17 protein-coding genes are annotated in these 21,721 nt (G+C 71.9%); 6 read left to right on the top strand and 11 right to left on the bottom strand.

The genetic code is table 11. The features are described 5' to 3' along the window. Window positions 1-21 precede the first annotated feature (21 nt). Window positions 22-1,659, bottom strand: coding sequence for a murein biosynthesis integral membrane protein MurJ (murJ, locus tag ACFQW6_RS13500; protein ID WP_378545950.1), 1,638 nt, complete (start codon window positions 1,657-1,659; stop codon window positions 22-24). Beyond that, on the bottom strand, window positions 1,656-3,992 hold the full coding sequence (locus ACFQW6_RS13495) for a DUF6049 family protein (RefSeq protein WP_378545947.1): 2,337 nt from the start codon (window positions 3,990-3,992) through the stop codon (window positions 1,656-1,658). Before ACFQW6_RS13495 ends, murJ begins: the two co-directional genes overlap by 4 nt. A 53-nt stretch (window positions 3,993-4,045) precedes the next feature. On the opposite strand from ACFQW6_RS13495, the gene ACFQW6_RS13490 reads away from it, so the two are divergent. Next, a complete protein-coding gene (locus tag ACFQW6_RS13490; RefSeq protein WP_378545944.1) occupies window positions 4,046-5,494 on the top strand; it encodes a CCA tRNA nucleotidyltransferase in 1,449 nt (482 codons plus the stop codon). Window positions 5,495-5,696: 202 nt separating this feature from the next. Beyond that, entirely contained in the window at window positions 5,697-6,668 is a 972-nt protein-coding gene (locus tag ACFQW6_RS13485) for a hypothetical protein (RefSeq protein WP_378545941.1), read from the top strand. A 130-nt stretch (window positions 6,669-6,798) separates the two neighbouring features. Here ACFQW6_RS13485 and ACFQW6_RS13480 read toward each other — a convergent pair whose 3' ends face one another. The 5 genes from ACFQW6_RS13480 to ACFQW6_RS13460 all read right to left on the bottom strand — a co-directional run bounded on the left by ACFQW6_RS13480 (window position 6,799) and on the right by ACFQW6_RS13460 (window position 12,028). After that, window positions 6,799-7,740 (bottom strand): carbohydrate ABC transporter permease, encoded by a 942-nt coding sequence (locus tag ACFQW6_RS13480; RefSeq protein WP_378545938.1) that lies wholly within the window; start codon window positions 7,738-7,740, stop codon window positions 6,799-6,801. 70 nt (window positions 7,741-7,810) lie between these two features. Next, on the bottom strand, window positions 7,811-8,761 hold the full coding sequence (locus ACFQW6_RS13475; RefSeq protein WP_378545935.1) for a carbohydrate ABC transporter permease: 951 nt from the start codon (window positions 8,759-8,761) through the stop codon (window positions 7,811-7,813). After that, complete coding sequence (locus tag ACFQW6_RS13470) at window positions 8,758-10,131, bottom strand: hypothetical protein (RefSeq protein WP_378545932.1); 1,374 nt, start codon at window positions 10,129-10,131, stop codon at window positions 8,758-8,760. The genes ACFQW6_RS13475 and ACFQW6_RS13470 overlap by 4 nt, the downstream gene beginning before the upstream one ends. A 170-nt stretch (window positions 10,132-10,301) precedes the next feature. Beyond that, window positions 10,302-11,384, bottom strand: coding sequence for an inositol-3-phosphate synthase (locus ACFQW6_RS13465; protein WP_378545929.1), 1,083 nt, complete (start codon window positions 11,382-11,384; stop codon window positions 10,302-10,304). Between the two features lie 56 nt (window positions 11,385-11,440). Continuing rightward, complete coding sequence (locus tag ACFQW6_RS13460; RefSeq protein WP_378545926.1) at window positions 11,441-12,028, bottom strand: PadR family transcriptional regulator; 588 nt, start codon at window positions 12,026-12,028, stop codon at window positions 11,441-11,443. A 73-nt stretch (window positions 12,029-12,101) separates the two neighbouring features. Here ACFQW6_RS13460 and ACFQW6_RS13455 point away from each other — a divergent pair, with 73 nt between their 5' ends. Then, on the top strand, window positions 12,102-14,480 hold the full coding sequence (locus tag ACFQW6_RS13455; RefSeq protein ID WP_378545923.1) for a transglycosylase domain-containing protein: 2,379 nt from the start codon (window positions 12,102-12,104) through the stop codon (window positions 14,478-14,480). A gap of 8 nt (window positions 14,481-14,488) precedes the next feature. Continuing rightward, on the top strand, window positions 14,489-15,763 hold the full coding sequence (locus ACFQW6_RS13450) for a hypothetical protein (protein ID WP_378545920.1): 1,275 nt from the start codon (window positions 14,489-14,491) through the stop codon (window positions 15,761-15,763). Here the strand turns inward: ACFQW6_RS13450 and ACFQW6_RS13445 are convergent. Both ACFQW6_RS13445 and ACFQW6_RS13440 read right to left on the bottom strand, forming a co-directional pair. Continuing rightward, window positions 15,674-16,753 carry an alanine racemase gene (locus tag ACFQW6_RS13445; protein WP_378545918.1) on the bottom strand — a complete coding sequence of 360 codons (1,080 nt, stop codon included), beginning with the start codon at window positions 16,751-16,753 and terminating at the stop codon, window positions 15,674-15,676. The two genes, ACFQW6_RS13450 and ACFQW6_RS13445, sit on opposite strands and share 90 nt — an antisense overlap. After that, a complete protein-coding gene (locus ACFQW6_RS13440) occupies window positions 16,750-17,886 on the bottom strand; it encodes a lipid II:glycine glycyltransferase FemX (protein WP_378545916.1) in 1,137 nt (378 codons plus the stop codon). Before ACFQW6_RS13440 ends, ACFQW6_RS13445 begins: the two co-directional genes overlap by 4 nt. A 362-nt stretch (window positions 17,887-18,248) precedes the next feature. On the opposite strand from ACFQW6_RS13440, the gene ACFQW6_RS13435 reads away from it, so the two are divergent. Together ACFQW6_RS13435 and ACFQW6_RS13430 are read left to right on the top strand one after the other, a co-directional pair. Beyond that, complete coding sequence (locus ACFQW6_RS13435; protein WP_378545913.1) at window positions 18,249-19,259, top strand: hypothetical protein; 1,011 nt, start codon at window positions 18,249-18,251, stop codon at window positions 19,257-19,259. Further along, a complete protein-coding gene (locus tag ACFQW6_RS13430) occupies window positions 19,252-19,929 on the top strand; it encodes a class F sortase (protein WP_378545910.1) in 678 nt (225 codons plus the stop codon). Before ACFQW6_RS13435 ends, ACFQW6_RS13430 begins: the two co-directional genes overlap by 8 nt. Here the strand turns inward: ACFQW6_RS13430 and ACFQW6_RS13425 are convergent, their stop codons facing one another. Next, on the bottom strand, window positions 19,930-20,727 hold the full coding sequence (locus ACFQW6_RS13425; protein ID WP_378545907.1) for a deoxyribonuclease IV: 798 nt from the start codon (window positions 20,725-20,727) through the stop codon (window positions 19,930-19,932). Continuing rightward, the gene (locus ACFQW6_RS13420) at window positions 20,724-21,692 is read right to left on the bottom strand and encodes a serine/threonine-protein kinase (protein ID WP_378545904.1); all 969 of its coding nucleotides are present in this window, start codon (window positions 21,690-21,692) and stop codon (window positions 20,724-20,726) included. Before ACFQW6_RS13420 ends, ACFQW6_RS13425 begins: the two co-directional genes overlap by 4 nt. Window positions 21,693-21,721: the final 29 nt, after the last annotated feature.

Here is a 21,721-nt window from a genome sequence, read left to right as displayed (position 1 = left end):
CTGAGGTCACTCTAAGGAGTCTCACCCGCGCCGGAGGCGCGCCGCGACGGTGTCCACCAGGCTGGTGACCTCCCGCACCCGCAGCAGGCGGGCCCCGGCGAGGAAGATCAGCATCCCGGCGGCCGCGCTCAGGCCGCCGCGCAGCAGCGACGGGAACGGGCCGGGATACTCGCCCATGCCGGCGAGGGCGCGCTCCACGCCCCAGGCGGCAGCGCCGGTGAACGCGAGCACCAGGGCCATCCGCACGAGGAACCGGAGCAGCTGCGGGGTCTCCAGGCCGCCGACCGTGCGGCGGAGGAGGACGAAGCTGACGACCGCGCCGACGGAGTACGACGCGAGGTAGGCGACGACGAGCATGGGCGCCGTGTCCTCCGGCGGCCGGGCGGGCACCAGGAGCAGCGCGACGACGACATTGGTCGCCGACACCGCGAGCTGGATGAAGAAGACCAGCCGCGTCATCTCCATGGCGTAGAAGCCGCGGAGCATGAAGTAGTGCACGGTGAAGACGACCAGCGCGGGTCCGAAGACCGCCAGGGTCGGGGCGAAGGCGGCCGCCTCCTCCGGGTTCTCCCAGCCGAAGGCGAAGCCGGCGACGTCGCCGGCCGTGATCGGCAGCAGCAAGGCGAACGGCAGCACCAGGGCGAGCGCCGTGCGGAGCGTCGACCCGACGGTGCGGCCCAGCTCGGGCAGGCGACCCTCGTGGGCGTACGACGAGATCTGCGGCAGGATCGCGGTCGCCAGCGAGACGGTGACGATGGCGTGCGGCACCATCATGATCAGCAGGCTGTTGGAGTAGACGAGGTAGCCGGTGCCGTCGCCGCCCTCGACCGTGCCGCCCGACGCGAGCTTGACCACGACGAGGTACGCCGCCTGGGTGACCACGACGAACAGGACCGTCCAGCTGCCCAGGGACAGCGTCCTCGCCAGCTCGGGGTCGCGGAAGTCGAAGCGGGGCCGGTAGGTGAACCCCGAGGCGCGCAGGTAGGGCAGGAGGACGAGGAACTGGACGACGATCCCCAGCGTCGAGCCGAGCCCGAGCAGGACCTCCTGGCTGGTGCTGAGCGCCTCCGACCGGGCCGCGCCGTCCCCGGTCGGTCCGAAGAAGACCAGGTAGGTGACCAGCATCAGGACGGACAGCAGGTTGTTGGCGATCGGCGCCCACATCATCGGACCGAACCGCTCGCGGGCGTTGAGGATCTGCCCGACAAGGACGTACATGCCGTAGAAGAAGACCTGCGGCAGGCACCAGCGGGTCAGGGCGACGATCGACTCCAGCTGGGTGACCCGGTCCGGGTCGAGGTAGCGACTGTCGAGGTAGAGGCGCAGCAACAGGGGTGCGGCGACGATGAGGACGATCGTCACGATCCCCAGGAACAGCGCCGAGAGGGTGATCACCCGGCTGGCGTAGGCGTCGCCGTCGTCGGCGTCCTCCTTGATCCGCCGGACCAGCTGCGGCACCAGCACCGCGTTGAAGATGCCCCCCGCCAGGAGGATGTAGACCATGTTGGGCAGCGTGTTGGCGATCGCGAAGAGGTCGCCCCGCAGGCCGGAGCCGAGCGCGACCACCAGCAGCGCGGCGCGCACGTAGCCCGACGCGCGAGACAGGATGGTCCCCGCCGCCATGACGGCCGACGAGGCCAGGACCTTCTGGTCGCTCACGAGCGCTCCACCATGGGGGTCCCCGCCGCGGGCCCGTCGACCGGGGTCGGCTGGGTCGAACGGTCGGCCGCGGGGTCGGTCGCCGGGTCGGTCGCCGGGTCCGTGTTGAGATCCGGGTCCGTGTCGGAGTCGGGACCCGGCTCGCGGTCGGCGGCGGCGAGCTCGGCGCGACGGGCCCTGATCTGGCCCGGCAGGCGGTAGCCGATCATCCCGAACAGCACGAGCGCACCGAGGGCCATCACCACCCAGATGAGCGCGCTCACCCGGGCGGCCCGGATGGGCAGCGAGTCGAAGGACCCGAGCGGCACGCCGTCGAGGCTGGTGACCGCGAGGCGCACGTTGTGCACGCCCGCCCGGCCGGTGGTGGCCTCGAACCGGACGACGCTGCGCGCACCGGGACCGAGACGTCGTACGCCACCACCGCTGAGCGTCAGCTCGCCGTCGGTCCGAACCTGGACCTGCACCTCCACCGGCTGGTCGAGGCCGTTGACGAGCGTGACACCCAAGGGACCGGAGTCGCTGGACAGGGTGACCGCGGGGGGTGCCTCGATCTCGACCTTGCCGAGGTCGGCGCGGATCGAGTCCTCGACCCGCTCGGCCGCGGCGACGGCCAGCCCGGGTCGTTCGCGGTGCTGCTCGGACAGGGTGACCAGCACCTCGTCGCGCACCTGCGCCTCGACGGTCGTCACCGGGATGATCACCTGCTCCAGCAGGGTGGCAGCCTCGCCGGCGCGGTTGGCCGCGGAGAAGGACTCGCGGGGGAGCTCCTCGGCGATGTCGTCGTCGGTGTAGGTGAGGGTCGCGGCCGGGACGCCCTTGGGCGTACGGGCGGCGACGTCCCCGAAGGGCACCAGGTCGAGCCACGACTGCTCGAGGTCGGTGAAGAACGACGCGGCGTCCTCGCCGCGCCACACCGTCGGCAGGGTCACCACCAGCGGCGCGGTGTCGTCCGCCTCGAGCCGCAGGGCCGCCTCGCTGAGCAGTCGCTGGCGCAGGGCGAGGGGGTCGTTGGACGCCGTCGGGCCGGGACCGCCCGCCTCGGCGCCGGTGCTCGTGACCACGACCTCGTGCCCGAGCAGCTTGACGACCGAGGTCGGGCTGGTGGGCGGGATGGCGAAGGCGTTGTCACCCAGCAGGATCGTCGTGCCCTGCGGCACGGCGGTGATGGCCTCGGGGCTGAGCAGGTCGCTCTCCGGAGCCACGGCCGGCTGCGACGGCAGCGTCAGCGCGGCCATCACCTCGGCGCCGCGCGCGACCGCCTGGTCGAAGCGCGTGCGGTCGTTGCGGACCGCCGCGGAGACGTCGATGTCGCCGTAGGGCAACGTGAGCACCGGTGTCGCGCCCACGAGCAGCCTGAACCGCTCCAGCCACGCCGTGGCGGCGGCGGCCAGCTGCGCCTCCTCCTCCGTCGGCTCCTCGGTGGGGACCGGCTGGGGCGGGGTGAGCGTCTCGCCCGGCGTGGCCGGCGTCTCGTCGCCGTCCTCCGGGGGTTCGACGGGTGCGGGTTCCTGGCCGGGCACGGTGGTGTCAGGAGCGAGGGTGCGCGGAGCGTTGCCCTGCGCCAGGTGCACCAGCGCGTGGAGGACGGCGGGGTCGACCAGCCAGCTGTACGGCGCGGAGCCGGCCGAGTCGGCCATGTCGAGCACGCCGTCGAGGCTGCCTCCCTCCGCGAGCCGGCGGGCCCATCGCTCGGTGCCGGCGACGGCGCCGTCCCCGTCGAACCACACGCGGCTGCGGATGGGGAGGATCACCGAGGCCTCCCGCGCCTGGCCGCCGCCGGACGGCTCGCGAGGGATGAACGTGCGGGCCCGGCCGTCGGCGACGAGGTCACGCGGCACCGAGCTGTCGCCGAGCGCGTGGATGCCGATCCAGTAGACGCCCGGCTCTCCGGAGGTGGCCAGGAGCTCGACGGGCACCGAGTCGAGGAAGGTGGCGGACTCGCCCGGGGCCAGCTCGTCGATCGTGTCGAAGGTGCCGGGCACCGTCACCCGGTCGCCGACGAAGAGGGCGGGGTCGGTCAGGGCGGACTGCGAGAGGCTGAGCGAGTCGGAGATCGGCTGCTCGGAGGAGAAGGCGTGCAGGTTGACCCGCGTGAAGGTCTCGTCGCTGACGTTGGTGACGGTCCCGGCGATCTCCACGTCGCCGCTGGGCGGCAGGACGGGGGTCATGGCGTCGATGTGGACGAGGAGCGGGTCGCCGTCCTTGGTGGGGGCGGGGGCGGGGGCGGTCCTGGGTGCGAGGGCGGCCGCGCCGGGCGCGAGGAGACCCGCGCTCGCGACGCCGGAGGTCAGGAGCCCCGCCAGGGCAGCACGGAACGACGACGAGCGGGGCACGGACCGATGCTAGTTGTTCGGCACCAGCAGACCGGCACGTAGAGTGGCCTGTCGTGTCCGACGCCGCACTGCAACCCCTCACGATCGTCGAGATCCAGCGCCGGGTCGGCGAGGAGCTGGACCGCATCGGGTCGGTCATCGACGAGCTCGGCACCCTGTTCACCGACGCCGGCGAGGAGCTGGCGCTGGTCGGCGGGCCGGTCCGCGACGCGATGATCGGCCGCCTGCAGAACGACCTCGACTTCACCACCTCCGCGCGGCCGGACGTCACCGAGCGCCTCGTCTCCGACTGGGCCGACGCCGTGTGGGACATGGGTCGCGACTTCGGCACGATCGGCTGCCGCAAGGGGCCGTGGCAGGTCGAGATCACCACGTACCGCTCCGAGAGCTACGACCCCTCGTCCCGCAAGCCCGACGTCGACTTCGGCGACTCGCTGGAGGGCGACCTCGGTCGCCGCGACTTCAGCGTCAACTCGATGGCCGTACGGGTGCCGCGTCGCGAGTTCGTCGACCCCTTCGGCGGCATCGTCGACCTGGCCGAGCGGGTGCTGCGCACCCCCGGCGCCCCCGAGGACTCGTTCTCCGACGACCCGCTCCGGATGATGCGCGCCGCCCGCTTCGCCGCCCAGCTGGGCTTCGCCGTGGCGCCCGAGGTGGTCGCGGCGATGACCGCGATGGCGGGCCGGATCGAGATCATCTCGGCCGAGCGGGTCCGCGACGAGCTGGTCAAGCTGGTGTGCGCCCCCCACCCGCGGCTCGGGCTCACGCTGCTCGTCGAGACCGGCCTGGCGTCGTACGTCCTGCCGGAGCTGCCCGCCCTCGCCCTCGAGCGGGACGAGCACCACCGCCACAAGGACGTCTACGAGCACACCCTCACGGTGCTCGAGCAGTCGATCGACCTCGAGCACCGCCTGGGCGGCGGGCCCGACTTCGTCGCCCGCTTCGCGGCGCTGATGCACGACGTCGGCAAGCCGAGGACCCGCCGCTTCGAGACCGGCGGCGTCGTGACGTTCCACCACCACGACGTCGTCGGGGCCAAGCTGACGCGCAAGCGGATGAAGGCGCTCCGGTTCTCCAACCACGACATCGAGGCGGTCTCGCGCCTGGTCGAGCTGCACCTCCGCTTCCACGGCTACGGCTCGGGGGAGTGGACCGACAGTGCCGTACGCCGCTACGTCCGGGATGCCGGCGACCAGCTCGAGCGGCTGCACATCCTCACCCGCGCCGACTGCACCACCCGCAACCAGCGGAAGGCCGACCGGCTGCGCCGGACGTACGACTCGCTCGAGGAGCGGATCGCCCGGCTGTCGGAGGAGGAGGAGCTGGCCTCGATCCGTCCCGACCTCGACGGCAACCAGATCATGAAGGTCCTCGACATCGGCCCCGGTCGCGAGGTGGGCGAGGCCTACGCCTTCCTCCTCGAGCTCCGGATGGACGAGGGCCCGCAGACCCCCGAGCAGGCCGAGGCCGCGCTGCGCGCCTGGTGGGCCGCCCGCTCCTGACCCCCGGTCCGGCTGGCCCGGCCCGGCCCCGAAGAACTGCGGCCGCGCGGCAGCTCCGGGGGCTGTGACCGGTCGCTCGGCCGCAGTTCCTCGGCACGGTTCGGGGACCTCGTCCCGTCCCCAACCCGTCGTCGGCGGCCGATCTCCACAGGACGCGCACGCTGTCCGTGCGTCGGGGCCGCCGTCGCGACACCGTCACGGCATGGAGGTGCGCGGGGAGGCGTTGGGCGGGGCGGAGGCCGGCCGCGACCCGGACGTGGTGGTCGGCCGCCGTCGCGGCGCGTCCTGGGTACGAGTCACCCGCGGGCTGCACCGTCGCGCTGGCGTCACCGATCCCAGGGTCGCCGACCTGGTGGCCTGGCAGATGCTGCTGCCCGCGGAGGCGGCCTTCTCGGCATTGACCGCGGCGTGGCTCCGGGGCTGGGACCTGACGCCCCTGCCTGAGGACCTGCCGGTGTGCGCGGCTATGCCCTACGGCGTGACGGCACCCGTGCGGCCAGGACAGCTGCGGGTGACCCGCCACCGTGTGCCTCCGCCGCACGACGTACGTCGAGGGGTCCGGGTGACGACCGCGGCCGAGACCCTGCTGACCTGTGCGCCGCTGCTCAGCCTGCTCGACCTCGTGGTGCTGGTGGACAGCGCGCTGCGGGCCCGCGACATCGACCTGCTCGAGCTGTTCCTGACCTGCCGGCAGCACCGCAGGGGAGTCGGGCGGCTGCGGCAGGCCGTGGCCCTGGCCGACGCGCAGACCGACTCGGTGATGGAGACGCTGCTGCGGGTCCTCTACGTCGTGTGCGGCTTGGACGTGGAGACCCAGCACACGGTGCGCGACGCGGACGGCGGGTTCGTGGCGCGTGGCGATGTGTGGCTGCGCGGCACGCGAACCCTGGCGGACTACGACGGTGCGGTGCATGCCGACCGGCGCCGGCAGCGGGTCGACCGTCGGCGTGATCGTCGGATCGCTGACGCGGACTGGGTCGGGCGGGCCTACACCGACGACGACCTGCTCCACCGACCGATCACCATCCTGCGTGAGGCGGACGACGCGGTCGGGCGCGCGCACGACCCGGGGCGGATCCGGGCGTGGACGACGCTGTACCGCGAGTCGAGCTGGACCGCGGCCGGACGGTCCGAGCTGAGCCGCCGTCACGGCGGCCGGCGCCGGGTGGCCTGACGGGCCATGAGGTCTCGATGAAGCCCGTGACGGCGTCGTCCGCCGTTGCATCCCGAAGAACTGCGGCCGCGCGGCAGTTCCGGGGGCTACGACCGGTCGCGCGGCCGCAGTTCCTCGAGGCCGGAGCAGGTCAGCCCTTCGTGCCGGTGGTGGCGACGCCCTGGATGATCTGCTTCTGGCCGAGGAAGAACACGATGATCATCGGGACGGTCGTGATGACGCTCGCGGCCACGATCAGCTCCCAGTGCCACTCCCCGCCGAACCCGAACTGGTCGAGCATCGACTTCAGGCCCCGGGGGACGGTGAAGTCCTCGCGGTCGCGCAGGTAGATCAGGCCGCGCATCAGGTCGGTCCACGCCGCCTGGAACTCGAAGAGCGCGACCACGACGAGCGCGGGCCGGGTGAGGGGCAGCGCGACGTGCCAGAACACGCCCCAGTGCCCGGCACCGTCCATCTCGGCGGCGTCGAAGAGCTCGGTCGGCAGGCCGAGGAAGAACTGCCGCAGCAGGAAGATGTAGAACGCGGTGCCGAACAGGTTGCCGGCCCACAGGGGCGTCAGCGTCCCGACCATCCCGAGCGAGTTCCAGATCAGGTAGGTCGGGATCATCGTCGCCGCGCCGGGCACCATCATCGAGGCGAGCACCAGGCCGAAGAGCGCGTTGCGCCCGCGGAAGCGGTAGCGGGCGAAACCCCACGCCACCAGTGCGCTGGAGATCGTGACGGTGATCGTCGCCATCACGGTGACGAACGCCGTGTTGAGCAGCCACGCTCCCATGGGCGCGGCGTTCCAGACCTCGATGTAGTTGTCGAAGGTCAGCGTCTCGGGGATGAGCCGGTTGTCGAAGACGTCGCTGCGCGGCTTGAGCGAGGCGCTGACCAGCCAGACGAACGGGTAGACGAAGGCGATCGTCACCACGACCAGCAGGGCACCGACCACGATCCGCGAGACCCGTCCGCGCGGGCGGGACGGCTCCCGGCGACGCGGCGGTGCGACGGTGTCGTCGGGGGCCAGGTCTGCGGGGACGCGGTCGGGGCGGCCGGACGGGGCGGCGGCCCGGTCGAGGGTGCTCATCTCGGGGTCCCTGCGGCGTTGTGGGACGGAGGAGCGAAGCGGGGGAGCCGCAGAACGTCGCGGGGTGAGCTCATCTTGCACCGCCGGTGTAGTGGACGTAGCGCCGACTGAGCCAGACCTGCACGGCGGTGACCAGCATGACGATGAGGAAGAGCAGCATCGCCAGCGCCGAGGCGTACCCCATGTGCAGGAACTCGAAGGCCTGCTGGAACAGGTAGATCGCGTAGAACAGGGCAGCGTCGTTGCTGTACGTCGTGTTGCCGGCGCCGAAGAAGGCGGTGTACGCCTCGGTGAAGGACTGCAACGCGGCGATGGTGTCGACCACGACGATGAAGTAGATGGCCGGGCTGATGATCGGCAGCGTGACGTGCCACAGCCGGTGCCACCAGCCGGCGCCGTCGACCCGGGCGGCGTCGAGCAGCTCCTCGGGGACCTCCTGCAACGCGGCCAGCAGGATGATCACCGAGGCGCCGACGGTCCACAGCGACATGATCACCAGGCCGGGCTTGACCCACTCGGGGTCCGTGGTCCAGTTGGGACCGTTGATCCCGAACCACCCGAGGAACTCGTTGACCAGCCCGCTCTGGCCGTTGAGCAGCAGCAGGAGCAGCACGCCGACCGCGACCGGCGGGGTCATCTTGGGCAGGAAGAACGCAGTGCGGAAGAAGCCCGCCGCCCGCCCGGCCCGTTGCAGCAGCAGGGCGAGGCCGAGGGAGAACACCAGCTGCGTGGGCACCGACATCGCGGTGTAGACGAAGGTGTTTCGCAACGCGAGGGTGACCTTCTCGTCGCTCAGCAGCTCGCGGTAGTTCTCCAGTCCGACGAACGACGGGTCGTTGATGACGTCGTAGTCGGTGAGGGAGAGGTACGCGGTGTAGATGACCGGGTAGGCCATGAACACCAGGAACCCGACGATCCACGGGCTGATGAACAGCAGCGCGATCCGACCCTCGTGCCGACCCCGCCCCCGCGGCTGGCGGCGGCCGGTGGCGGGGGTGCCGGCGGGGGCGGCGACGCTCACTTCTCGTCCCAGGTCGCCCATGCCTCGTCGAGCGCGTCCTGGGCGGCCTGCTGGGCGTCGGCCAGGGCGTCGGCCGGCTCCTTGTCACCGGTCAGCACCTTGTTGACCTCGTCCTGCCAGGCCTGCTCGAACTCGTCGCCGGCCGGGTTGGCCGGCATGGCGAAGGTGTGGTCGTTGGCCTCGTACATCGCGGCCACGGCCTGCGACCAGGCCGAGTCGCCGTCGGTGGGCGCCATCTCCCGGATGGCGTCGTCGGCCTCCTCGTTGGCGGTGAGGATGCCGGTGAAGAGACCGCCCTCCTTCTCGCGCAGGGAGGCCCGCTCCTCCGCCGCGGCCATCCACGAGTCGGTCTCGGTCATGACCCGCGCCATGCGGCACGCCGCCTCGGGGTCCGGGCTGCCCTTGGGGATGGCCCACGCGGAGCCGGAGGCCCAGGCGATCGGCTCGCCCTGCAGGTCGCGCACGGTGTCGAAGGCCATCGGCGCGTCCGGCGAGACGTCGTTGAGCACGTTGACGTACCACTGCTCCATCGGCATGGCGCCGAGGGAGCCGCTGGCGAACTGGTTGCCGTCGCCGAAGAAGTCGGCCGAGTCGCGCAGCGCCTTGACCTCCCCGAAGCCACCCTGGGCGTCGTACACCGAGACCGCGAACTCGAGCGCCTCGACGACCGCCGGGTCGTCGAGCTGAGCGGTGCGGCCGTCCTCGGAGATCAGGTCGACGCCGTTGGCCTTGGCCCACAGCGGCAGGAACTCGGGGAGCTTGCTGTCGTAGCCGATGGTGGCGAGGTCGCCGCCCTGCATCTTCATCAGGTCCTTGTTGGCGGCCAGGATCGCGTCCCAGTCGGAGCCGTTGACGTCGTCGATCGTGTGCCCGGACTCCTCGAGCAGGTCGGCGTTCGCCTGGGTGAGCTGGACGACGTTGAACTCCGGGATGCCGTAGACCTCGTCCTCGAAGGTCACCTCAGCCAGCGCGGACTCCCGGAAGAGGGAGGTGTCGATGCCCTCGCCCTCGATGCAGTCAGTCAGGGGCACGACGGCGCCGCGCGAGGCGAACGTGCCGATCTGGCTGCGCTCGGCGTAGACCAGCGACGGCGGCTCGCCGGAGGCCACGGAGGACAGGAACTGCTGGATGTCGAGGTCGCCCTCGATCAGCTTGACCTGCGCCTCTCCCAGCTCCTCCTTGGCCCGCTCGAGCCGGACGGTGGCGATCTCGTCCCCGGCGCCGAACCCCATCACCTGCACGGTGCCCGAGAGGTTCGCCTCGGAGTCGAAGGAGGCGTCGGACGTCTCCTCGGAGTCCCCGGTCCCCTGGGCGCAGGCGGCCAGCAGGCAGGCTGCCGCCAGCGTCCCCGTCGTACGCGCGAGTCGCATGTGGTCCCTCCTCATCGGCCGGCTGGTTCCGGCTGGAGAATCGGTACCCGGCGAGAAGCGCTTCTATCCTCTTCACCCTTTGAGGTGGGCAACGCAGCGGCCCCGCAGCTCCATGGCGTGTGGAGCAGCGGGGCCGCTGAGGGTCGTGCTGGCGTCGTACGACGCCGGGGTCACTCGCCCCTGATGAACTTCTCGAGCTCGGCACGCCCGATCTCGTCGGCCATCTGCACCGGCGGGGACTTCATCAGGTAGGCCGAGGCAGGGAGGATCGGGCCGCCGATGCCGCGGTCCTTGGCGATCTTGGCCGCACGGACGGCGTCGATGATGATGCCGGCCGAGTTGGGAGAGTCCCACACCTCGAGCTTGTACTCGAGGTTGAGGGGGACGTCACCGAACGCGCGACCCTCGAGGCGGACGTAGGCCCACTTGCGGTCGTCGAGCCACGCCACGTAGTCGGAGGGACCGATGTGGACGTTGCGGTCGCTGACCTTGTCGGCGAGCTCGCCGGTGAGGTTCGAGGTCACCGCCTGCGTCTTGGAGACCTTCTTGGACTCGAGGCGCTCGCGCTCGAGCATGTTCTTGAAGTCCATGTTGCCGCCGACATTGAGCTGGTAGGTGCGGTCCAGCGCGACGCCGCGGTCCTCGAACAGCTTCGCCATCACGCGGTGGGTGATGGTGGCACCGACCTGGCTCTTGATGTCGTCACCGACGATCGGGACGCCGGCGTCCTCGAACTTCTTGGCCCACTCGGGGTCGGAGGCGATGAAGACGGGCAGGGCGTTGACGAAGCCCACGCCGGCGTCGATCGCGCACTGGGCGTAGAACTTGTCGGCCTCCTCGGACCCCACGGGGAGGTAGGAGACGAGGACGTCGACCTCGGCGTCCTTGAGCGCCTGGACCACGTCGACCGGCTCGGCGCCGGACTCCTCGATGGTCTGGCGGTAGTACTTGCCGAGGCCATCGAGCGTGGGGCCGCGCTTGACCTCGACGCCGAGCGTCGGGACGTCGGCGATCTTGATGGTGTTGTTCTCCGAGGCGTTGATGGCCTCGGACAGGTCCTTGCCGACCTTCTTGTCGTCGACGTCGAAGGCAACGACGAACTCGACGTCCTTGACGTGGTAGTCACCGAAGACGACGTGCATGAGCCCGGGGACGGTCCCGGCCGGGTCCGCGTCCTTGTAGTACTCAACGCCCTGGATGAGGGAGGTGGCGCAGTTGCCGACTCCCACGATCCCTACTCGTACCGAACCCATGGGGCTCTCCTTCTCATCGCTGGTCGTGATGGCTGGTTGTGGCTGGTGAAAGGTGTTCAGTCGTTCGTGGTCGGTGCTGGTGCCGGTGCCGGTGTCGGACGTACGTCGCCGCCGCGCTCGGCCTGGATCAGGTCCGAGAGCCAGCGCACCTCGCGCTCCACCGACTCGACCCCGTGGCGCTGGAGCTCGGCGGCGTAGCGGTTGACCTCGGCCTGGGTGCGCTCGAGCTCGCCCTGCACGCGGGCGAGCCGCTCCTGCAGCCGCGAGCGGCGTCCCTCCAGGACACGGAGCCGGATCTCCATGTCGGTGGAGGAGAAGAACGCGAACCGGATGTCGAAGTTGTCGTCCTCCCACGCGGTGGGGCCGACCTCGGACATGAGTCGCTGGAAGTGCTCGGTGCCGGCCTGCGTGACCTCGTACGTGATGCGCGGGCGTCGGGTCGACGCCGTGGCGGGGGCCGCGACCTCGGTGATGAGGTTGGCGCGGAGCATCTTCTTCAGGGCGGGGTAGAGCGAGCCGTAGGACAGCACGCGACCCCATCCGAGCATGAGGTTGAGCCGCTTGCGCAGCTCGTAGCCGTGCATGGGTCCCTCGTGCAGCAGCCCGAGGACTGCGAGCTCGATGGTGTCACCACGGCGTGCCATGTGACCTATCGTACCGATATATCCGCCCACGACGAATCTGGGTTCGCGGACCCCTCCCCGTACCCTTTGGCCGGTGAGTGCTAAGAAGCGGCGGGCCGACGGCAAGGCCCAGACACGGCGGCCCAAGACGAGGCGTACGGGCAAGCAGCGGGCGGCCCAGGTCGCCAAGATCCTGGCGATCGTGGGCGTCGTCGGTGCCCTCGTCCTCGGCGGTGTCGTCGTCGTCCTCTACCAGGCGATCAGCATCCCGGAGCCCAACGAGGACTTCGAGGCGCAGACCACGTTCGTCTACTACAACGACGGCGAGCAGCAGCTCGGCACCTACTACGAGGACCAGAACCGGGTCTCGATCCCGCTGGCCGACATGCCCGAGACCATGCAGGACGCGGTGGTCGCCGCGGAGAACCAGACCTTCTGGACCGACAAGGGCATCGACCCCAAGGGCATCGCGCGCGCGCTCTTCTCCAACGCCCGCGGCAACTCACGTCAGGGTGCGTCCACGATCACCCAGCAGTACGTCAAGATCCTCTACCTGACCAGCGAGCAGAGCTACAAGCGCAAGATCCGCGAGGCGGTCGTGTCGCTGAAGATCCAGCAGGAGCTGAGCAAGGAGCAGGTGCTCGAGGGCTACCTCAACACCATCTACTTCGGTCGCGGCGCCTACGGCATCGAGGCCGCCTCCGAGGCCTACTTCGACCACCCGGCCAAGGACCTCAGCCTGCGCGAGTCCGCCGTGCTCGCCACCGTGCTCAACAACCCCTCGGCGTACGACCCGGCCAACGGCAAGGAGGCCAAGGACGACCTCAAGGGCCGCTACGCCTACGTGCTCGAGAGCATGGCCGAGATGGAGACGATCACGCCCGAGCAGCGTGACAAGGCGCTGAAGAAGCTGCCCAAGTTCCCCAAGATCGCCGCGCAGAGCCAGTTCGGCGGCCAGCGGGGCCACATGCTCGCGCTCGTCAAGGAGGAGATCCTTTCCCGCGGCATCGCCAGCGAGGAGGAGATCGACGGCGGTGGTCTGCGCATCACCACCACGTTCGACCCGCAGGTGATGACCGACGTCGAGGAGGCCGTCAACGAGCAGCGCCCCGACGCCGGCATGCCCGGCGCGGCTGGCAACAAGGACCTGCACGTCGGTGCCGCCACCGTCGACACCGCGACCGGCGAGCTGCTCGGCTTCTACGGCGGCCAGGACTACCTGGAGTCCCAGATCAACTGGGCGGTCTCGGGCGGCATGGCCGGCTCGACGATGAAGGCGGCCACCGACGTCGCGGCCATCCGCGACGGCTTCTCGCTCAACGACACCTTCGAGGGCAACAGCCCCATCGACATCGCCGGCACCGAGTTCGGCAACCAGGGCGACACCGACTACGGCTCGGCCGTCTCGATGCTCTCCGCCACCGAGAACTCGGTCAACACCGCCTTCGTCGACATGGTCGACTCGATGGACGACGGGCCGCAGAAGGTCATCCAGGCCGCCGAGGACCTCGGCATCCCCGGCAACGAGACGGAGCGGTGGGGCATCCCGCGCCGCTCGATCGACTTCCAGGAGAACGTCGGCGTCACCCTCGGCACCGCCCAGGTCAGCCCGATCAACATGGCCAACGCCTACGCCACCCTCGCCAACAACGGCGTCCGCAACGAGGTCCACGTCCTGCAGAAGGTCGTCGACAAGAGCGGCGAGGTCCTCTACGAGGCCAAGAAGCGCAGCAAGGAGACCGTCGACCCCGACATCGCCGCCGACGTGACCTACGCGCTGCAGCAGGTCGTCGCGTCCGGGTCCGGCACGGAGGCGCTGGCCCTCGGCCGGCCCGCCGCCGGGAAGACCGGCACGGCCACCAACGACGACGACGAGGTCTCCTCCTCGTGGTTCGTCGGCATGACGCCGCAGGTCTCGACCGCGGTCATGTACGTCCGTGGCAAGGGTCGCGAGGGACTCGACGTCCCGCGCCCCGACGGCGCCGACCTGTGGCTCCCCACCAGCTCCGACGGCAAGTCCGGCTACTTCGGCGGCAACTACCCCGCCAAGACCTGGACCTCGATCATGGGACGGGTGATGGAGGGCAAGGACGTCGAGGACTTCCCCGAGCCCGTCTACGTCGACGGTGACGCGCCGGACGAGGGCCACGACTACACCCCGCCCCCGCCGCCCCCGTCGCCGTCCTCGTCCGCGCCGCAGCCCTCGAACACGCCGACGGAGACCGCGGGCCCGCCCACCGAGACGCCGTCGGAGACTCCCACGGAGACCCCGACGGAGACGCCGGTGCCGACCGAGACCCCCGTCCCGACCGAGACGCCCGTCCCGACGCCGGTCCCGACGACGCCGGTCCCCACGACGCCGCCGCCCCCGCCGCCTCCCCCGACGCCGACGGCGACGCCCCCGGCCCCGACCACCCCGCCGCCGAGCGGGCGATCGCAGCCGCGCCAGCCGCTGGCCGACGTCCGCCGCTGAGCCCGTCGGTGGACCGCCCCGACCGCCCCTCGCCCGAGGTCGTCCCCGGCGACCACGACGCGCCCACCCGCTCCGACCCGGTCGCCGCGGCGATGTCGGAGGTCGTCGGCGGCCCCCTGGGTGACCACGCGGGCGGCCACCGGTGGTGGAGCGCCGCTCGCGTGCTGACCGGCGCGACGGCGCTCACCCTTGCCGCCGGCATGGTGAGCAAGACGGCGTGCGTGCCGACGGGGTGGGGCAACCAGGACCAGCCCTACGCCGAGCTGTGCTGGACCGACCTCGCCGGCACGTCGGTCGACGCCGGGGCTCCTCCGCGGGTGGCGACGTGGCTGGAGCGCGCGGCCGAGTGGCTGCCCGGCACCGGCGCGGTGGCGACCACGGCAGTCCTCGCCGTCGTCCTCGCCGCCCTCGCGCTGCTGGCCACCGCGCTGCTCGTCCGCGTCGACGCCCGTCGGCCCTGGGCGGCGGCCGGGTGGGCGATCGCCCCCGTCCTCCTCGTCCACTGGTTGTCGTGGGAGCTGGTGGCGGCCGTGGGCGTGGCCGTGCTGCTGTGGGGCTGGACCACGGGCCGCGCGTGGCTCGCCGGCGTCGGAGCCGGGGTGGGGGCGGCCTTCGCGCTGCCGGTCGCCGCCGCCTTCGTCGGACTGGTCGCCGTGGGCGGTGGCCTCCGCAACCGCATCGACGCGCTGCTCGCCGCCGCGGCGGCCTACGTCGTCGTCACGCTGCCCGGCCGCGCGACCGCCGAGACCCCCGACATCGGGTCGATCTGGTTCCTGCTCGCCCGGACGGGTCCCGGCGCGTCGACCACGACACGCACCGTCGTCCAGGTCGTGGTCCTCGCCCTGGCGGCGGGCGCGGTGTGGTGGCTGGTCCGGCGGGCCGGTCGTCCCACCTCGATCACGACCGCACGGGCGGGCCTGGTCCTGCTGGCCGCGGCACTCGTCGTGGCGCCGTCGGCGCCGCCCGAGACGGCGCTGCTCGTGCTGCCGCTCGCCGCGATGGCCGTACGCCGCTGGCGCGACCTGCTGGTGTGGCAGGCGATGCACCTGCTCAGCTGGGTGCTCACCGGGTGGTACGTCGGTCAGGCGATCGTGCCGACCGTCGCCGACGACTCGCGCGCCTACTGGCTGGCGGTCCTGCTGCGGGTCGCCGGGCTGCTCTGGCTGGTGGTGGCCGTGCTGCGGGACGCCGGGTCAGGCGATGACGACCCGGTCGAAGTCGGTCGCCGTGAAGCGGACCCGCACCTCGATGTCCTCGCCGACGCACGGGACCCGCGCCCCTGAGGGGACGAACAGCATCGAGGCCTGCATGTGGGGCGGCTCGGCGAAGAGCCGCTGCTTGCCGTCGATCGAGAACGGCGAGCGCACGAAGCCGACGGCGTCCAGACCACCTCGGGCCAGCGTCGCCGCGCGCGCCTTGAGCGACTGGTCGCCGGTCGGTGCCTCGAGACCGATGCCGTGGGCCGTGCCGCCGCTGACCACGACGATGTGGCCCTGCTTGGGAGCACTGCGACCGCGGTAGCCGAAGGTGTCGCCGCGCTCCACCTCGTGCACGTCGAGGACCGTCGCGGTCACCGACAGGGCTCCGCGGTCGCCGAGCCACAGGTCGGTCCCGATGCGGGGGCGGACGGTGAAGTCCGGGTAGGTGGTCGCGAGCCGGCCCAGCTCGGCCTCGGTGAGGTGCGAGACGAAGACCGTGCGGGTCGGCAGGCCGGACGCCACGACGTCGTTGATCAGCCGGCTCACCTCGCCGAGGTGCGAGGTGGTGTTGAGCGGGAGGTGCATCGCCACGCCGCGCAGGCCGCTGCGTCCGGACCCGAGCGCGGTGGCCGCGGCGGCGAGGTCGCGGCGCGTCATCCCGTGGCGCAGCATCGAGGTGAGCTGCTCGAGCACGAACCGGGCGTCGGGGTCGCGCTCGCGGAGTGCGGTCAGGTCGTCGGGGCGGCTGACGGTGTGCACGACCCGGGACGAGAGGCGGGCGTCGAGGTCGAGCGCCGCCCCGAACGGGCGCCACGGGGTGAGCACGAGCAGGTCACCCGCATAGCGGCTCGCGGCCTCCTCCACCTCGTCGTACGTGCCCACCGCGATCATGTCGACCGCCGCCCCGGTGTCGTCGACGTGGTCGGCGAGCCACTGCGCCCGCCGGGCGAGGCGGGCGACCGACAGGCCGTAGCCGTTGCCCTTGGCGACGGGCACGATCCCGGGATGGGCGCGGACGGTCCGGAGCAGGTGCGAGCGCCAGCGCTCGCCGTCCACCGTGAGGCTGAGGCTCATCCGCGCCTCGCGAGGTAGAGCTGGAACGCCTTGTAGATGGCGCGATTGACCGGCAGGTCCCACTCGCCGGCGTACTCGACGGCCTGCCCGCCGGTGCCGACCTTGAACTGGATGAGCCCGACGTGCGAGTCCTCGGAGTCGAGGGTCTCGGTGATGCCGCGCAGGTCGTAGACGTGCGCCCCGGCGTCGAGCGCGTGGCGCATCATCGCCCACTGCACGGCGTTGGAGCCGCGGACCTCGCGCTTCTCGGTGGACGACGCGCCGTAGGAGTACCAGGCGTGCGTGCCGACGCGGATCCCGATGGTGGCCGCGACGATGTCACCCTCGTGGCGGGCGAACCAGACCTGGATGCGGTCGGGGTCCTCGGCGGAGAGGGCGTCGTACATCGTCTCGAAGTAGGACAGCGGGCGCGGGGTGAAGTGGTCGCGCTCGGCGGTGTGGACGTAGAGGTCGTGGAACGCCTTGAGGTCGGTGCGCTCGCCGAGGGTGACCTCGACGCCCGCCTTGTCGGCCTTCTTGATGTTGCGCCGCCAGAGCTGGTTCATCCCGGCGAGCACGTCGGCCTCCGAGCGGGGCCGGCCCTCCTCGTCGAGCAGCGGGACCTGGAAGTTGAACTGCGGCTGCCCGGCGGTGAAGCCGCCCTCCGCCGACTGCTGCTGCCACCCCAGCTCGTGCAGCTGCGCGATGACGCAGGCGCCGTCCTGGGTCCGGTCGAGGGGAGGCACGTCGCCGAGCCGGCGCACCGACTCGTCGGCGATGCCGGCCTTGACCTGCTCGGCGGACCATCGCCGGGTGACCACCGGGGGGCCCATCCGCACGGCGAAGGCGCCCTGCTGCTTGAGGTGGGCGACCATCGGTGCGAGCCACGAGCCGAGGTCGTCGTCGGACCAGTCGATGACCGGCCCCTCGGGGAGGTAGGCGAGGTAGCGCCGGACCTTTGGCAGCTGGCGGTAGAGGACGAGGCCCGCGCCGACGATCTCGTCGCCGCGGAACCAGCCGATTGATTCGGCCCGCCATTCGGCCTTCACGCTGGCCCAGCCGGGGGTCTGGAGGAAGCTGGCGGACGACCGGCTCGCGATCAGGTCGCGGTGCTGCTGGGCGGAGATCGGTCGCAGCGTCAGGGGGGTCGTCACCCCGGACACGCTACAAGGGACCAGACACGACCCCCGTACGTGTCTGGTCCCTCCACCGGTAGAGACGTGGAGCACGCAGCTTTGGTTGCGCGGAGCCGGAAGTTTCTGCGGACGTGCGTCGAGGTGGCTTCGAGGGGTCTCACCCGCCCGGGTGGGCGGTGGTGGGAGATACCCCGCAGTTCGTCAGAAGTCCGTCAAGGCCGACGCAAGGTTGGGCCAATTGTGCTAGTCAGCCGTACCAGGCGGGTACCCGAGGACGTTGCACAAGTAGGGGAGTCGAGCGGCCCGTGGGGACGAGGCCGCCGCGTTCCCCGCTCTACGACGGCGCAACGCGCGCCGCACTCACCCTTGGGGGACACCACATGGACACGACCGAACGTCACCTCCTCGCTCCACGACTAGGGCTGGCCGCCCTCGTCTGCCTGGGAGCCGTCGCCGGCTCCCCCCTCGCCACGGCCGCCGGCCCACAGGGCAACAACGGCACCGTGAAGGTCGCCCCCTACGGCGACATCGACAGCATCCCCAACAACCACCCGCACGTCGGCTGCACCTTCCAGCTCGAGTGGTACGGCTTCGACGCCAACGTCATCTCGACGGTCCTCTTCGAGGAGCAGGCACCGACCACCGGCGTCGGCATGACCGTCGCGGGGGACACCACCGTCCAGCTCGACAACGACCCCGGTGCCGGGGCCGGCAACGGCGGGATCGACGGGTCGCAGGCCTACACCCTGTCCTTCACCGGTGCGCCGCACCCGCAGCAGGGCTACCACGTGAAGCTCACCATCAACACGCCTGAGTCCAACGGCGCGACCGTGAAGCACAAGGTCTTCTGGGTCCAGGGCTGCGGCACCCCGCCGCCGCCCCCGCCGCCGCCGCCGCCGACGACGAGCACCCCGCCGCCGCCCCCGCCGCCGCCGCCGCCGACGACGAGCACCCCGCCGCCGCCGCCGACGACGACCACCACGCCGACAAGCCCGCCGACGAGCCCGCCGAGCACGTCGCCGACCACGTCGCCGACCACGTCGCCGACCACGTCGCCGACGACGTCGCCGACGACCTCCACGACCTCGCCCACGACTTCGCCGACGACTTCGCCGACGCAGCAGCCGCAGGAGTCGGACGACACGGAGTCGCCCGAGGTGCTGGGGGTGCAGGCATCCGGCGGGAACAACGCGGGTCCCGGCGCCAACCAGGGCGGGAGCGGCCCGGCCTCCTCGGCTCCGCAGTCGCAGCAGCTCCCGACGGCGGTCAACGCGGGAGTCGAGGGCGCGACGCCCATCGGCCCCGACTCCCTGCAGGTGCTGCTCGGCCTGCTGATGGTCCTGATCGGTGGGGCGGCTGCCCGGCTGGGGTGGCACCGCCTCCGTGGCTGAGCCCCGCAGTCGTCGCCTGACGACGCTCCTGCTGGGAGCAGTCGCGTCCGCGCTGGTCGCGGGTGGGCTGTTCCTGGCGGGCGGCGGCCTCGAGGCGTCGTCGCCCTCGCCGGAGACGGGGGCGCAGGCCGCGCCCCCGCCGGCGATCCGGGTGGCCGGACCGTCCGGGACCGCGTCGCGCACCTCGTCCCCGACCCCGTCGGACGCTCCATCCACCGCGGCGGCACCCGCACCCGGCGTGAGACCCGAGGTGCTCGTCGTACCGGCTCTCGGGGTGCAGGCGACGGTGACGCCCATCCGCACCGAGGACGGGGCACTGACCCCGCCGTCGGACCCTCAGCAGGTCGGCTGGTGGTCGGGCGGCGCGCGACCCGGCGCCGCGGCGGGTGCCGCGGTCGTCACGGGGCACACCGTGCACACCGGGGGCGGGGCGTTCGACGACCTCGAGACGCTGGCTCCCGGTGACCGCGTGCTGGTGCGCTCGCCGTCCGACGACCTGGCCTACCGGGTCGCGTCGGCCGAGGTGCTGAGCCGCGACGAGCTCGCCCGTCGCAGTGCGGACCTGTTCGGACGGACCGGGACCCCGCGTCTCGTCCTCATCACCTGCGAGGACTGGGACGGCACCGCCTACCGCAGCAACGTGGTGGTCACGGCCGAGCCGGTCGACTGATCACAGGTGCTCGCGGAGCCAGGCGAAGTCGGCCTGGTGCTCCGTCGCACCGCCCGGCGTCTCGCAGATGACGGGGGCGCCGGCCTCGCGCACCACGCCGGCGAACTCGTCGGCGGGCAGGTGGCCCTGCCCGAAGTTGGCGTGGCGGTCGGCGCCGGAACCGAACGTGTCGCGGGAGTCGTTGGCGTGGACGAGGTCGATGCGGCCGGTGATGCCCCGGACCTTCTCCACCGCGTCGCCGAGCTCGATGCCACCGGCCCAGGCGTGGCAGGTGTCGAGGCAGAACCCGATGTCGTCGGCGCCCTCGGCGGCGGAGATCGCGTCCCACACCCCGGCGATGCGGTCAAGGTGACGCGCCATGGCGTTGTCACCGCCCGCCGTGTTCTCGATGAGCAGCGGGATCTTGATGTCCGTCGCCTCGACGGCCTTGCGCCAGTTGTCGAACCCGACGGTCGGGTCGTCGGTCTTGTTGACGTGGCCGCCGTGCACGATGAGACCCTTCGCCCCGATCTCCGCCGCGGCGTCCATGTGCTGCTGGAGCAGCTTGCGGCTCGGGATCCGGATGCGGTTGTTGGTGGTGGCGACGTTGACCACGTAGGGAGCGTGGACGTAGAGATCGACCCCGGCGTCCTCGGCCGCGGCCCGTAGCGCCTCCGCCCCGCCGGCGAAGCGGATCTCCGGTCCCTTGTAGCCCTGCGGGTCACCGAGGAAGAACTGCACGAGCGACGTCTCCCGCGCCACCGCTTCGGCGATCGGGTCGGTCTGCTCGACGTGTGCGCCGATGGAGAGGGTGCTCATGCCGTCCAGCCTAGGAGCACCCACAGACACCCGACGACCACGCCGGCCAGGCCTGCGACCGCTGCCCAGCCCAGCCAGTCGATGTCCGTCCCCGCCGTCGTACGCCGTCCACGCGGGCGCGGCCCCAGCCGGTCGGGCACCGCTGGCCCCGCAGGTGCGGGCACCGGCAACCGACGGAGCAGTCGCAGCGCCGCCTCGGCTGTCGCGATGCGCTGCTCGGGGTCGGCGACCAGCAGCCGCTCGACGAGCGGGCGCAGCGGGTGGGACGGGACGACGACGCCCTGGCGGGCAGGCGGCCGACCGGTGACGAGCTCGAGCGCCACCCGACCCACCGCGTAGAGGTCCTGGGTCGGCTGCGGCGGCGCACCCCGCGCCTGCTCGGGCGCCATGTAGCCGTCGGTGCCGATCGCGCCGGGCACCGTGGTGAAGCGGCGGTCGGCGACCGGGGCCGCCACCCCGAAGTCGCCGAGGCGCAGGTGGGGCGGGCCGTCTCCCGTCGCCTCGAGCAGGAGGTTGGCCGGCTTGACGTCGCGGTGCACCAGCCCGGCGCCGTGGACGGCCGCGAGGCCCAGCAGCAGCTGCTCGACCAGCAGGGCGCAGGTGCCGGCGTCGAGCGGCCCGTGCTCGCGCAGCAGGTCGGCCACCGACCCGCCGGCCACGAGCTCCATGGCGAGCACGACGAGGTCGTCCTCCGCGGCCCAGCCGTGCGGCGCGACCACGTGCGGGTGCCTCACCCGGACGGCCTGCTCGCGCACGAACCGGGCCAGCAGCCTCGAGCTGTGGCGCCCGAGCACCTTGAGCGCGACGTCCTGACCGGTGCGCAGGTCGTGCGCGCGCCACACCGAACCCATCCCGCCGGAGCCGACCTGGTCGAGCAGCCGGTAGCGGCCCGCCACCACCAGGTCGGCCCCGGCGGCGGTCCGGGCGGAGGTGCGCGAGGAGGTGCGCGAGGAGGTGGTTCGCACCCCTCGACGCTAGACCGGCCCGGGCGGTC

Source organism: Nocardioides sp. GCM10028917 (assembly GCF_042666175.1).
In the GTDB taxonomy this organism is placed as follows: domain Bacteria; phylum Actinomycetota; class Actinomycetes; order Propionibacteriales; family Nocardioidaceae; genus Nocardioides.
This window is presented reverse-complemented; position numbering and strand designations above follow the sequence as displayed.